Source organism: Caldalkalibacillus thermarum, assembly GCF_014644735.1.
GTDB classification, from domain to species: domain Bacteria; phylum Bacillota; class Bacilli; order Caldalkalibacillales; family Caldalkalibacillaceae; genus Caldalkalibacillus; species Caldalkalibacillus thermarum.
The window spans coordinates 25,357-38,770 of record NZ_BMKZ01000034.1 but is presented as its reverse complement, the minus strand read 5'-3'; the positions used below and the strand labels follow the sequence as shown (position 1 = coordinate 38,770).

Below are 13,414 nucleotides of genomic sequence, written 5' to 3'. Positions count from 1 at the left end.
GCACATCGGGGTCAGTTTCACCATTAATTAAAGCCTCGATCATGGCTCGACCCGATTTGCCCAGCACATTGGTCGCCACCGAGGAGAGTTTGATGTTAGCCCCTTCCAGTACCTTCTGGATGCGGTTGATTTCGCGAGCCCGCTCTTCAATCAGGNCGAAGGAAACTGTGTCATGTCAGGGCCAATCTCAGCCCAAATATGCTCCGCTGTGCGCCGACCAACGCCGGGGATCGTATCTAACCGCTCCAGGTCATCTTCAAAAGGGCGCATCCGCTCCTTGATTTCAGCATCCAGTTCTTCAATCAAGGCATCTAAGTGATCAATATGCTCAAGCTGGGTTTTAAGCATCAGGCGTTGATGAGGGCCGATGAGGCCCTTCAGGGCCTTTTTCAACTCCTCTTTCTTCCGTTTGAGACGGCGCTGAGCCAGTTCGGATAGCACATCGGGGTCAGTTTCACCATTAATTAAAGCCTCGATCATGGCTCGACCCGATTTGCCCAGCACATTGGTCGCCACCGAGGAGAGTTTGATGTTAGCCCCTTCCAGTACCTTCTGGATGCGGTTGATTTCGCGAGCCCGCTCTTCAATCAGGCTGCGACGATAACGGATGAGTTCCCTCAACTCCCGTTGCTGGCGGTCAGGGATGTAACTACCTTGTAGCAATCCATGGCGTAAGAGTCCAGCGATCCACTCGGCATCCTTTACATCTGTTTTGCGACCAGGCACATTTTTGATATGTTTGGCATTGACCACTAAAATCTTGATGTCTTCCATCTCCAACAGGTTATAAATTGGCTTCCAGTAGGAACCTGTACTTTCCATGGCCACGTGAGTGACGCCATGCGCCTTGATCCAGTCTACAAGCATAAGCAAGTCTTCAGTCATGGTAGAAAACGTGCGGATCTCTTGATGATCCGGAGTAATAATACAAGCGACGACGTTCTTCTTATGAACGTCTAATCCACAAACATGAGTATGGATAATGTCCATGTTCGTTCCCCCATGCCTAACATGTAATAAACACAGGCTGGCGGTGCAACGACCATACACGTCATTCTATCCCGCGTGCTTCCCCAGAGAGCAACAGTCTGTGGTGCACCAGGTCGTCGGGGTCTGTCTAATTTACGGGCTCATGGCACCAAGGTAAGACGACCTCGCTGGCCAGCCTAAGATTAAGTATACATGGACGAACTATTTTCATCATCTGCTGGTGCCGCTTTTGCGGCATGGGGGTCTAAATAGAAGACAAATAAGCAAATGAGGGATTCGGTTTGCGGTTGACAAAAGCCCTGACTGTATTCAGTTTATGTTCTCTGGCATAAGCCTCAATCTGTTCCAAAGGTGCTTTTGTCCTGATCAGGCTTATGAGCTGGGCATGTTCCTTAATGGAGTGTTTGGCACGATGAGGAACCAGGGTAAATCCAGACCGGCGCACACTGTCCAAACGCTGCCAGGCGCGCCTGATTGTGTCCAGCAAAAACTGATTGGGACACTGCTGATAGATCACTTCATGGAAGGCCCTGTTCAACCTTCCGAATTGTTCAAAGTCAAACTCCTCAAGAGCTTTTTGCATCTGCTGGTTCAGCTCTTCCAGTTCATTTAAGACTTGATCACCGATGCGTTCAGCACTGATTCTCGTTGCATAGCCTTCCATCACTGCCAGCACGGACAATGTATCCAAGTATTCCTGTTCGTTGATGGTACTTACAACAGCTCCTGAATTGGGCTTGTATTCGATCAGACCATCCGCTTCCAATTGCCTGATCGCTTCCCGGACAGGAATCGAACTAGATCCAACCTCCTTCGCAATTTGGTCAATCACGATACGTTGCCCTGGTCCATAGGTGCCATTAAGTATTCTGGAGCGAATCACTTCATAGGCATATTGTTGCTTGTTGAGTTTAGCTTCCCGTTTCATATTTACATTATATATAAAATCATATATGATTTAAAGGTCTAAATCATATATGATTTAATTTTTTTAAGATTGTGTTAAAAACAACCAGTGTGGTGCTCACCATCGTCGGGATTCCTGTTATCTTGCTTAACAGCCACCGGTCGCATAGAGGAGACTATCCCCCAGCCAATGATAAGTGAAAAAAGTAAGCTAAAAAAAAACAGGCAGGGTATTCCCGCCTGTTTTTCTTGTTTATCTTCAGCTCTCTAATGCTGAGAAAATATCTTCCGCTGTTTCAGCTTGATTTAATTGTTGGCGAAAATTTTCATGCATCAGTTTCCGGGACAAGGAGGCTAAAATTTTCAAGTGGGCATCCCCTGCCTGTTCTTCTGGAACAGCGATGAGAAAGACATTTTTCACCGGCTGGCCGTCTAAAGCATCCCAATCAATGGGGGCAGTCAAGCGGGCAAACGCTAGCCCGGGTGATTGTACCCCTCTTGACTTGCCATGGGGAATAGCCACGCCAAACCCAACACCGGTTGAACCCATTTGTTCCCTTTCCAATACTTTTTGAACATATTGTTCTTTATCACTGACTGCTCCTGTCTCGTGCAAGACAGAAGCCAGTTTGCGTATGCATTCCTCTTTTGTTTCCGCGGATAAAGAAAGTTGAATGGCTTCCTCTTTAAGCAATTCTTTCAGGTTCATAAGTGCCTCTCCTTTAGACTTTCAAGTTTACTCGTTGCAGATGGTCATTCGCGTATCGTTATAAAACTTATTGTCCAGAAACGTTGACGGTGGTCTTTTTAGTTGTGACTGTAACTTCTTTCGTCTTTTTCAAAGCGTTTACCATTAAGGCGGTAACGACCGTACCGATGGCAATCGCCAAGGCATACAGTAACAGATTTTCAACCGCATTTGGAATCGGTAAGACAAAGATGCCTCCATGGGGAGCCAGCAGTTTGGCCCCAAACAGCATGGATAACCCACCGGCTACGGCAGAACCCACCATAATCGAAGGGATAACGCGGAAAGGATCAGCGGCGGCAAAAGGAATCGCCCCTTCGGTAATAAAGGATATGCCAAGTACACCGGCAGCTTTTCCAGCTTCCCTCTCTTCTAATGTGTATTTCTTCGGAGCCAATAATGTAGCTAACCATAATCCCAGCGGCGGTGTCATGCCGGCAGCCATCACTGCTGCCATAGGCTCATAGATTTCACTTCCTAATAAACCGACAGCTACCGTATAGGCCGCTTTATTGACGGGACCGCCCATATCAAAGGCCATCATGGCTCCCATAATCACTCCTAATAATACGGCATTTGCCGCCGTTAACCCCTGAAGCCAGTTGGTCAGTCCATCCATGATGGCTACAACCGGTGTGCCAATCACGTAAATCATGAGTAAGCCAACGGCCAAGGTGGATAATACCGGTATGATCAGCACCGGCTTTAAACCTTCAAAGTTCTTGGGCAGTTTGATTGTATCTTTTAACCATTTGGCAATATACCCGGCTAAAAACCCGGCTACAATTCCGCCTAAGAATCCTGCTCCTAATTGACTGGCTAACATACCGCCCACAAGTCCAGGAGCCAATCCTGGTTTGTCTGCAATAGAGTAACTGATAAACCCGGCCAAAACCGGCACCATCAGGGCAAAAGCAGCGCCTCCCCCAATGTCCATCAACGCAGCAGCCAGTGTGCCTTCTTCCTTAAACGCTTCAATGCCAAAAATAAACGATAGCGCAATGATAATTCCTCCAGCCACAACCAAGGGGATCATAAAAGAGACCCCATTCATCAAGTGTTTGTAAAAACCTTTGCGTTCCTGACTGCGTTTCGCCTTCTCCCGCTCAACTTGCGCGACCACATCCGCGCTTGTCGGCCGGGGAGCGTCGAGACGCAGCGCTTCGTCAATGAGTTTTTCCGCATTTTTTATGGCTTCAGCTACCGAAACCTGAACGACGGGTTTTCCGGCAAATCGTTCTTCGTCTACATCAGTATCGGCTGCAATGATGATAGCATGTGCTTCAGCAATCTCCTTATCCGTCAATTCGTTTTCCACACCGACGCTTCCACGGGTTTCAACCTTTAAATCCACATTTTTAGCTTTCGCTGAACTTGTACCCGCTGGAGTGCCTTTTCCACTTCCTGAAGGGTACAAACTTCAGTGCCTGGTTTGGCTGCCGTCATAGTGCCGGCTGCTGTAGCAAAGGCAGCGATCTCCTGCAGAGATTTTTGCTTTTTCAATCCGTATACCAGAGCTGCGACCATTGAATCGCCGGCGCCTACTGTGCTTTGCGGCCTAATGGTAAATGGTCTCACCTTGTAGGCTTCATGTTGGCTCATGAGCAGCGCTCCTTCACTGCCCATTGAAATTAAGACAATATTGATGCCTTCTGCGATAAGCTCCTTGCCTGCACGGACAAGGGCTTCATCTGTCTCTAGTGAGCGTCCCAACAACTGCTCCAATTCAAAACGATTGGGCTTAATGGCGAACGGCTTTGCCTTAACGCCTTCCTTTAGCGCTGTTCCATCTGCATCTAATACAGTGGGTATGGCTTTCTTCTTGGCCAGCTGAATAAAGTCATAATAAATGGATGAAGGAACCCCCGAAGGTAAACTCCCTCCTAAAACAAGACAGGAACAGTGATGTAAAAGCTCATCTACTTTTTCCCGGAGCCGAAAGAGATCCTGCTCACCAACCTGAAAACCTGTCTCGTTCAGTTCAGTGGTGATATGATGAGCTTCATCCACAATCTTGATGTTGGTGCGTAATTCCCCGTCTACTTCAACAAAATCTAAATTCAATTGTTCTTTTCGCAGTTCTTCCAGAAAAACCTGTCCTAGCCTGCCACCTATAAACCCGGTTAAAATGACCGGCACATTGAAATTGTTTAACACTTTGGCAACGTTAACCCCTTTTCCGCCAGGGTCTGTCCTTGTCTTTCTTACACGGTTCAGCCCTCCAATATTTAAACCGGATACATATATAGTTTTGTCCACAGCTGGATTTAAGGTCACAGTAAGAACAGTTGAACTCATAAGCTGCCTCCTACGATATGAACGTTAATACCCATCTTCTGCATCTGTCTGACCAGTTCATCACTGGCCCCGTGATCGATAATACACTGATCGATCTCTTCCAAATCAGCGAATTTAGCAAAGGATACTTTGCCGGCTTTGCTATGGTCAGTCAATAAAATGACCTCTTTTCCTGCCTTGATCATGTTGCGCTTTGTTTTTGCTTCCAACACATTGGGGGTTGTGAGCCCTTCGTGAATGTCCAAACCGTTCGTGGCGATAAATACTTTGTCCACATTAATCATTCCCAATATTTGTTCAGCAAAAGGGCCAACGAGGGCCAAGGTTTCTTTTCTTAACGTTCCTCCCAACAGATGAACGTCTATGGTGGAATGTTCTTGAAACTCCTTAGCAATGACAAGGGAATTAGTCACTACGGTTAACCTCGAAAACGCTTTTAATTTTTTAGCCAATTGGAGCGTGGTTGTTCCGGAATCAAGTAAGATCGTGTCTCCTTCACAGATCAGTTCACATGCTTTTTGGGCTATCGCCTGTTTTTCAGGCAGAAATTTGGTTTCTTTTTCCATAAATGTTGGTTCAAAAGCAACATGTTCCAGAGCAATGGCCCCACCATGGGTTCTTTTCAAGAGCTTTTCCTCTTCTAAAAACCTTAAGTCCCTGCGTATGGTAGATTCCGAAACCTGAAAATGCTCACTTAACTCCTGAACAGAAGCACGTTGATGTCTGTTAATGTACTCGACGAGTTCTTTCCTTCTTTCTTCCTCAAACATCGCGCACACCCTTAAGTTTTTAGAGTGATTGATCAGCACTTATGATTATCATAATGTGATTATAACGCTTACAATATGACCGTTAACACGACCATTTTTGATCACTACTGATCATTTGTGATTGTTTATGATCATTAATGATTGTATATGATCATTTATGAGATGTCAACGCTTTCTTTACAGTTAGACTTCAAAAGTATTATCGGAGCCGGTATTGATTGTGTTTTGACTAAAAAAAGGCATCTTAATAGCAAGAAAGAGGCCCGTGTCTAGGCCTCTTGTATCATAATTAAACCTCACACTGAAACGGTCGGTTCAAGTACTGTCAACATATTATTCACGGTATCAAGATTAACCGTCGCCCCGATTGGAATAGCCGCCTTATAGAACCCATGGGCAGTGGCCAGGTTGACCATCAGCGGTTTCCCCAGCGGAACCAAAAGAGCATTAATCAGGTCTTGATACGTTGTGCCGTAAGAGACTGGACAATTGGTGCATTCCCCCATGATAATACCCAGACAATTGTCAAATTTCCCTGCCATTAACATCTGTATTAAATACCGGTAAATCAGTGTTGTGGGTGCATGGGTTTCTTCTAAAAAAAGTATTTTCCCAGCCGTGTCAATTTCAAATGGCGTCCCGAGGGTATTGACGATGGAGGTCAGATTGCCTCCCACTATGGGACCGGTGACATTGCCTGGAACCAGACTGATCAGGGGGATTCGCGGGGGATTGAGGATCATTCTGGGAGCAGTCAATGTGGAGGTTGCTGTGAAGAATTGATCGAAATTATAGGCAGGTGTGTCCGGCCGGAAATCAATCAGCATCAAACTGTGAAAGGTGATTAAGTCACTCCGTTGGTACATCATCTGGTGCAGCAACAATACCCTCAAAAGAATAAACATACCTGCCAAAAACCACATTAAAGCCCATCGCTGTCAGCGTTTGTACTCTGGCATTGATAATGTCTGCCTCAAGAGGGCTGCCAGGTGTCACTAATCCAACGGTATCTCCCCTCTGAAGCAATGGTGGTCTGATGGCCATCCTATTTCCCCCCTCTTACACTCCTTCATAATAAAATGTATATGTTTAAAATCACTAACTTTTGACTGAACAGCCATTTTAACTGGGTATACAACCAGGTTAAAACTGCTCCCCATTATAACCGATATATAGTAAGAGGTTGTACCTGCAATCACCCCTATTCAGTCTTAGCAAAGAACTTTCTAATCAGGTTAAGCTGGATCTTAACCGCCATGCTGATTTTCTCCAACGGCTGAAATTGATTGAGTTAACTGAAGAAGACCTGGCCATAGCCAAAGCTTTGCAGCCTGTGATCAAAAGACATATTCAAGAGATCACAGACTTTTTTTACAGCGGCTTGGGTGAAATTCCAGAGACATTGGACATCATTGAACAACACAGTTCGATTGACCGGCTAAAAGAAACCCTGAAAATTCATTTGACAGAACTTTTTGAAGGGTGTATCGACGAAGCGTTTATGGAGAAAAGATTCCGGATTGCTGCAGTCCATGCGCGTATTGGCCTCAAACCTAAGTGGTATGTGGCTTCTTTCCAGCGCATCCTCTCCTCACTCATTAATATTTTGTCACGAACGTTAACACAACGGGAGGAATTTCACAAAGCGGTCTTAACCGTAACTAAGCTGCTGAATTTTGAGCAACAAGTGGTGTTGGCTTCTTATGAACAACAAATTGAACAGCTGCGCGCCCAAGCTGAACAGGTAAAACAAGTCTTGAGAGAAGCGGTCACTCAAACCGCTGAGGAGCTGGCTGCCATTTCTCAACATTTGAATTCCTCTTTAGAGGAATTGACCGCCCAATCGGAAGAGATTGTCAACATGGCCACCCAAGGCAGTGAACATAGCAGCCAGGTGGAGGCTAAAGCAACAGAGGGTAACAAGCAGCTCTCCACCCAACAACAAATCTTCGATGAGATACAGGCCAGTGTTGAGGCCATATTGGCCGAAATTAACAAATTGGGGGACACCTCCAAAAACATCGAGCAAGTGATCAACATTGTTACAGACATCGCTGAACAAACCAACCTTCTGGCACTGAATGCCGCCATTGAAGCAGCCAGAGCCGGAGAACATGGGCGCGGTTTTGCTGTCGTTGCCGACGAAGTGCGCAAATTAGCTGAACAAACCAAGCAGTCTGTCTCTAAGATCGCTGCAGCCATCCAGGAAACAAACGGACAAATCAGCAAGGTCAGCCAGCTCAACACCACAATTGAGCAGTTAATGAAGCAAGGCAATGAAGGAATGAGCCAGACCAGCCTGGCCTTCAAAGGTATCTTGGACGCCATCGGACAGAATAAAGAACAAAGCATGCAAATTAAAAAGGAGCTTGAAGCCTTCGAACAGGTGATGTCCGAAGTTGCCCAAGCTTCAGAAAAGATGGCTGTCTCCTCCGACAAGCTGAAAGAGATGACGACCAAAATTTGATAACAGGTCAGCCTCTGTCATGGGGCCGCAGCGATACAGCACGGCCCTTTTTCAAATCCTCCTTCTTATTTCATGTTTGCGCTTTTCCCTTTCTTCTGCGGTCATTCGCGGGCAAGTATAGCATTTGTTGGCGGCTCCTTCTGTCAAATAATATAAACAGCAAGAAGGTTTCATTCTTAAGAAACTGCCTGGTTCTGTGGGGGCTTCAATCATGCGGAAAGTGATATCAAATGGATTATTTTTCAGACCGAAAACCTGAGGATGTAACTCCTTGGTCAAAAAATGAAAATCAGCTAAAACCTTCCTCCTTTGCTCTTCCTGCTGGGCATACTCTAAGATTTTGTCGTGGCCGTAATAGAGGCTTAAAGCGACTTGTCCCCACAGATCTCGCATTCGGACGTTGGTTGCTTGAGCAAATGACTGTAAAAGCGGAACGGCATGATGACGATATAGTTTTTCCAGGATTTCTTGACGCCACTGTTTACGGTCACAGGACGGCTCCTCCACTGCTGATTGCTTTTTGACTTTAAAAACAAGACCATAATAATCGTGCTGTTGAGTGTGATAGACCTGAACCTCCACATTGGCCAACGATAAATCGAGCATGGTGTCATGGCAAGATATCATGTACTGTACACCAGATAACAAGTAACCATAGTAACTGGAAAAGAACGTGGCGACAACATCAGGAATCGTCGCCTTAATTTTTTCTCCATATGCTTTAATAAACTGCTGCATTGGTTCGGGATGGAGAAGAGCATCCAAAGAAACGGACATGATTTGCTGAGGATGATTATCTGTTCGAAGGAAAAATGTTTTTTCCAGCCGGGAAAAAGCCAGGGTTTTCATCATCTGCTCCTTTCTCCTACAGTCTTACTTAATCGTTTATTTTACCCTGCATACCAGAAGTCCATCTCCGATAGGAACCAGGAGTGATTCTAAGCGGGAATCCCTTGCTGCCTTTTCATTAAACTTTCTTATCGCTTCCGTTAATTCTTCATCATTCTGCGGATCGAGCACTTTCCCGTCCCACAAGACATTGTCTGCCGCAATGATGGCCCCTGGTGCGGCACATTGTATAGCTAATTCCAGATAAGTGTCATAGTTTTCCTTATCGGCATCAATAAAGAAGAAGTCGAATTTTGCTGCTATATCCACCAAGCGCTCCGATTTCGAGAATGTTTTTCGCTCCAGAGATTTTCACGAGTAAGTAAAGAAGCTTAGCTGCTTCGCCTCGCACGGAAATCTGGGGCATATTATTCTTGGCCAGCGAAGCTGAGACACTTTTTAACACCTCATCTTCTTGGACAAAAAGCGTTTTGATATAATCGCTTGTATTCAATGTTCTCCCCGCTTTCTATACATGGTTAAAAAATACAATTAAATTTTTAATATTCTTATACAGAGAGTATAATCATTTTCAGTTTATCGTCAACTGGTTCACAATATAGCAGGAAGTGAAAAGATGGTCAAAAAAATAGGCATGGCTTGCAAGAAAAATTGGGTCACTGTGGCTTGCACGCGTTTGCTGACGCCGCTCCACTGGGGCTTTTTTATTGAGGGAAGGGCGGCAGGAGGATGGTTGCCGGCAAGATGAGGATAAATACTTGAGCGAACGGGATACATCCCCTTCTTCAGGATAGAACTGATAGATTTTTCCAGATAAAAGAGCTACAATCTCTATGTGTTCGGGCAACGCGCCAAAGGCATGATCACAGAAAACTGTAACGACAGGAAAAACCACATACTTGTTCTTTGTCAACCGCTTCATCAATAAAAGTTTTTCTAAGGCCAGCCCAGCCCCAAAATTTTAAATGCAAAAGGGGACAGAATGGTCTGTTCCTGTCCCCTTAACGACTCTATTAAACAAAAAAATAGCCGCTGGAGCTATTTATTCTTTTTCCATTTCAATTGCTTAATAATATCAAACTGCCGGGTTTGCAACGCCACATCAATCAGTACATCTTCAGCAGCCTTAGAGTAATCTTCCACAGTTTCCGATTCTTTTAATGGACGGATATCCTGTTCAATCACCCAGAACTCCTTTTGCACTGCTGGCACCCGGACCAAATAGCGATAAGCCACGTCTACCTGTCTGTTATAGGCAATGATATACCCCTCTTTGCCCACTGGCAGGCCCAGGTTGAGAGTATCCGATTGGATCAGCACACGGCTCATGAGTGGCAACATGTCTCTCACCTCATTTTTTACATACCACAAAAGATCAAATTTAGTCAAGAAAAAGAAAAAGCAACCAAAAATTTTAGTTTATCTCTCAACCAGCCCATGCTATACTCACAGAAATAGTTTAAAAGCATATAATTATATATTTACTATAAGGGTGAAGTTGAAAAATGACAACACTGAGCAGACGGCTGTCATTTTTAAATCGTTACCTGACGGTGTGTGGATTTTTGCCACCATGGCCCTGTTAGTGGAAGTCCTCGTTTTGATTGGTCTCGTGCATGTCGCCTTTTGGCTGAACAGCCTCTCTAATTTCCGCCCTTAAGCCAACATTTTGGATAAATGCTTTAGAGCCGGTGTTAAAATGGCCATAAAATGGGCTTCCCGTAATCGGCGGTTAGCGGGGCTGTGCAGGACATAAGCAGCCGCACCCCGATACAGAAATTCACCTTGGGCCGCTGTTAAAGCCAGTTTGGCGACTTGCAGACGGACCTCCAGAATAGGACGCAACCTGTGAGGATCGAGCGTAGTCCCGCTCAATTCCCACAATCGGTCCCTCAGCTGTAGATAGTTTTCCCTCACCTGTTCCGGCTGGATCTCTACGAAATGATTCACTCCGTTCTGCTTATCCAAACTGGTTTCCATGCCGGCGATGCATGCTTTGATAAGCCCCAGACCCACTGCAGCTTGCGTGAGCAAAAAATAGGGTCTGATCCGGAGCACAAATTGGTCTGCATCTTCACTCAAGATCCATTCAGCAGGAAGAAGCGTGTCATTAAATTTGCAACAAAATGTACCCGTTCCATTTAAAGCCATGAAATCAGCTTTTTCCTGCATGGTTAAGCCCTGTGCCCAGCAGGGAACCACGGCGACCAAACGCTGTCCGCAGTGCTCAGCAATGACGCCAAACCAGTGTTCAGGGGCTAAATTGGAAACAAAGGGCAAAGTGCCGCGTATCCGGTATCCTTCCTGGGTCTTACGGGCTTTTAAATGTAACGGTTCCAGCCCGGCATAAAACTTCATGGGATTAGACAATCCGGTTCCGGCCAGGTTATCTCCCCGCACCATGGCTGGCAGTATCCTTTCTTTGATATAAGTACTGTTACCACAGCGCATGTAAGTCAGACCGGCAAGATGACACCACAGGCTGAAACCGGTGGAGACGCACACAGAAGAAACTTCTTCAAGCAAAGCCAGATACGGCTTCAATAACTTGGCCGGACTGTCATCCGCCGAGCCAAAAAAACCGTGCTTGCCCAACAGCTTCAGAAATTGAACGGGATAGACTCCTTGTTCGTCAATCTCTCGGACTATGGGTTTTAACGTTTGCTGAATCAGCGCTTCCAGTCCGCTGACATGCTTGACATTCATGTGCTTTTCCCCCTTAGCGGATGTGGCCATCCGGGTTGTGCGACAATCTCCTGACCAGCTCCCGCTTCAAACTGATAAACTCTGGATGATCTAACAGCTGTTCTCTGTGACGGGGACGGGGCAAAGGGACTTCTAAATCCTGAATGATCTCGGCCCCTGGCCCGCTTTTCATCACCATGATCCGGTCACTGAGCAGTATCGCTTCTTCAATGTCATGAGTAACCATCAGCACCGTAACCCGGGTCTCCTGGCAAATACGGGCCAATTCATCCTGTAACTCGGCTCTGGTCAAAGCATCCAAAGCGCCAAATGGTTCATCAAGAAGCAACACCTTGGGTTGGATAGCCAAGGCCCGGGCCAGTCCCACCCGCTGTTTCATCCCTCCAGACAAGGCGCTGGGTTTTTTATCCTTGGCTTCAAGTAAACCTACCAGTTCTAAATAATAGCGGGTTTGAGCCTCCAAGGCTGGTCTGTCCAGATGAGGCTGGGTAGATTCCAGCGCGAAAAAAACATTTTTCCACACTGTCATCCACGGAAACAGGGCATGATTCTGAAACACCATTCCCCGGTCTTTGCCAGGTCTGGTAACCTGTTGTCCAGCCACTGTAATCCGGCCCCAATCACAAGGCACAATGCCAGCCACCATATTAAGCAGCGTGCTTTTGCCGCATCCACTGGGACCGATTAGGGAAACAAATTGCCCCTGATCAACCTGAAAGCTGATGTTGTTCAGAATCCGCACCATCTGGCCCTGCTGGAGAAATGCCTTTCCGGCCTGCTCTACCTGGATCAAAGGTTCATTCGACATAACGGACCCTCCTCTCCACCCAGGCCAGAAGGCGGTCCAGGGCAATGCCAATAAGACCGATGAACAAAATGGCAACCATAATGTTGGCCACATTCAGATTATTCCATTCATTCCAGACAAAGTACCCGATTCCCCGCCCCCCGATCAGCATTTCTGCGGCAATGATCACCATCCAAGCAATGCCCAGACTGACGCGCAATCCGTTTACAATCTGGGGTAAGGCAGCCGGCCATAAGATATGGCGTACCAAGCGCAAACGGCTCACTTCCAACAAGCGGGCCACTTGCAAATAAATCTCCGGAATTTGCCGCACACCAAAGATGGTATTGATTAATAAAGGCCATAAGCTGGAAATAAAAATGATGAAAATCGCTGTCCGCTCCGAGTCTTGCAATAAAGCTAACCCGATGGGCAGCCATGCGAGAGGGGACACCGGTTTGAGCACTTGGATAAACGGATCGACTGCCCTGGCCAAAACAGGGGAGAGGCCAATCATAAACCCTAGTGGCACCGCCACTAAGCTGGCCAAAAAGAAACCCAGCAACACCCGTTCCAAACTGGCCAACAACTGCCAACCCAAGCCCACATCATTCACACCATAGTAATAAAAAGGATTGCTGAGTTGGTCCCATAAATGGAGCATAACCGTTCCCACAGCCGGTACCATAGGAGAAAACCATTCCAGCCTGACACCCAACTCCCACACCGCCAGTCCACAGGTACATATAATAAGGAATAAGAGCCAACTTTTGGTTCTGTCCGCCTTGAGCGCAGATAATAACAGTGCTTTAGGGGAACGGTTATTTTTTGATGTCAAGCCAAACTTTTCCTTTTTGGCGGTACTCACTTGCATGCTCTTCACCTTCCGTTTT

13 protein-coding genes and 4 pseudogenes are annotated in these 13,414 nt (G+C 46.3%); 2 read left to right on the top strand and 15 right to left on the bottom strand.

Translation table 11 applies throughout. From position 1 onward, the window contains the following. The 8 genes and pseudogenes from IEW48_RS17130 to IEW48_RS12545 form a co-directional block, all read right to left on the bottom strand. Positions 1–154: pseudogene (locus tag IEW48_RS17130) on the bottom strand (IS110 family transposase); the annotation flags it as partial. A gap of 2 nt (positions 155–156) precedes the next feature. Continuing rightward, positions 157–990: pseudogene (locus IEW48_RS12575) on the bottom strand (IS110 family RNA-guided transposase); the annotation flags it as partial. A gap of 244 nt (positions 991–1,234) precedes the next feature. Next, entirely contained in the window at positions 1,235–1,918 is a 684-nt protein-coding gene (locus IEW48_RS12570; RefSeq protein WP_188624062.1) for a GntR family transcriptional regulator, read from the bottom strand. Positions 1,919–2,155: 237 nt separating this feature from the next. Then, positions 2,156–2,605, bottom strand: a complete 450-nt coding sequence (locus IEW48_RS12565) for a PTS sugar transporter subunit IIA (RefSeq protein ID WP_188624061.1) — start codon at positions 2,603–2,605, stop codon at positions 2,156–2,158. Between the two features lie 67 nt (positions 2,606–2,672). Then, positions 2,673–4,061 (bottom strand): PTS fructose transporter subunit IIC, encoded by a 1,389-nt coding sequence (locus IEW48_RS12560; protein ID WP_188624060.1) that lies wholly within the window; start codon positions 4,059–4,061, stop codon positions 2,673–2,675. Then, positions 3,989–4,942: a 1-phosphofructokinase gene (gene pfkB, locus IEW48_RS12555; protein WP_188624059.1), complete on the bottom strand. Its 954-nt coding sequence runs from the start codon at positions 4,940–4,942 to the stop codon at positions 3,989–3,991. Before pfkB ends, IEW48_RS12560 begins: the two co-directional genes overlap by 73 nt. Then, positions 4,939–5,712, bottom strand: a complete 774-nt coding sequence (locus IEW48_RS12550; RefSeq protein ID WP_188624058.1) for a DeoR/GlpR family DNA-binding transcription regulator — start codon at positions 5,710–5,712, stop codon at positions 4,939–4,941. The genes pfkB and IEW48_RS12550 overlap by 4 nt, the downstream gene beginning before the upstream one ends. 296 nt (positions 5,713–6,008) lie before the next feature. After that, positions 6,009–6,756: pseudogene (locus tag IEW48_RS12545) on the bottom strand (S66 peptidase family protein). A gap of 139 nt (positions 6,757–6,895) precedes the next feature. Here IEW48_RS12545 and IEW48_RS12540 point away from each other — a divergent pair. Next, on the top strand, positions 6,896–8,179 hold the full coding sequence (locus IEW48_RS12540; protein WP_188624057.1) for a globin-coupled sensor protein: 1,284 nt from the start codon (positions 6,896–6,898) through the stop codon (positions 8,177–8,179). A 51-nt stretch (positions 8,180–8,230) separates the two neighbouring features. On the opposite strand, the gene IEW48_RS12535 is transcribed toward IEW48_RS12540, so the two are convergent. The 4 genes and pseudogenes from IEW48_RS12535 to IEW48_RS12525 form a co-directional block, all read right to left on the bottom strand. Next, on the bottom strand, positions 8,231–9,031 hold the full coding sequence (locus IEW48_RS12535) for a (2Fe-2S)-binding protein (RefSeq protein WP_188624065.1): 801 nt from the start codon (positions 9,029–9,031) through the stop codon (positions 8,231–8,233). Between the two features lie 33 nt (positions 9,032–9,064). Further along, positions 9,065–9,521, bottom strand: a pseudogene (locus IEW48_RS12530) (O-methyltransferase). Positions 9,522–9,599: 78 nt separating this feature from the next. Beyond that, positions 9,600–9,953 (bottom strand): hypothetical protein, encoded by a 354-nt coding sequence (locus IEW48_RS17125; RefSeq protein ID WP_229704039.1) that lies wholly within the window; start codon positions 9,951–9,953, stop codon positions 9,600–9,602. A gap of 113 nt (positions 9,954–10,066) precedes the next feature. Then, entirely contained in the window at positions 10,067–10,369 is a 303-nt protein-coding gene (locus IEW48_RS12525) for a hypothetical protein (protein ID WP_007504287.1), read from the bottom strand. Between the two features lie 157 nt (positions 10,370–10,526). On the opposite strand from IEW48_RS12525, the gene IEW48_RS12520 reads away from it, so the two are divergent. Further along, complete coding sequence (locus IEW48_RS12520) at positions 10,527–10,688, top strand: hypothetical protein (RefSeq protein ID WP_188624056.1); 162 nt, start codon at positions 10,527–10,529, stop codon at positions 10,686–10,688. Here IEW48_RS12520 and IEW48_RS12515 read toward each other — a convergent pair. Genes IEW48_RS12515 through ntrB form a run of 3 tightly spaced genes read right to left on the bottom strand, consistent with a single transcriptional unit; the run spans position 10,685 to position 13,395 of the window. Then, positions 10,685–11,734: an acyl-CoA dehydrogenase family protein gene (locus tag IEW48_RS12515; protein WP_188624055.1), complete on the bottom strand. Its 1,050-nt coding sequence runs from the start codon at positions 11,732–11,734 to the stop codon at positions 10,685–10,687. The two genes, IEW48_RS12520 and IEW48_RS12515, sit on opposite strands and share 4 nt — an antisense overlap. Before the next feature lie 13 nt (positions 11,735–11,747). After that, positions 11,748–12,542, bottom strand: a complete 795-nt coding sequence (locus IEW48_RS12510; protein WP_188624054.1) for an ABC transporter ATP-binding protein — start codon at positions 12,540–12,542, stop codon at positions 11,748–11,750. Next, on the bottom strand, positions 12,532–13,395 hold the full coding sequence (ntrB, locus tag IEW48_RS12505) for a nitrate ABC transporter permease (protein WP_188624053.1): 864 nt from the start codon (positions 13,393–13,395) through the stop codon (positions 12,532–12,534). The genes IEW48_RS12510 and ntrB overlap by 11 nt, the downstream gene beginning before the upstream one ends. Positions 13,396–13,414 lie beyond the last annotated feature (19 nt).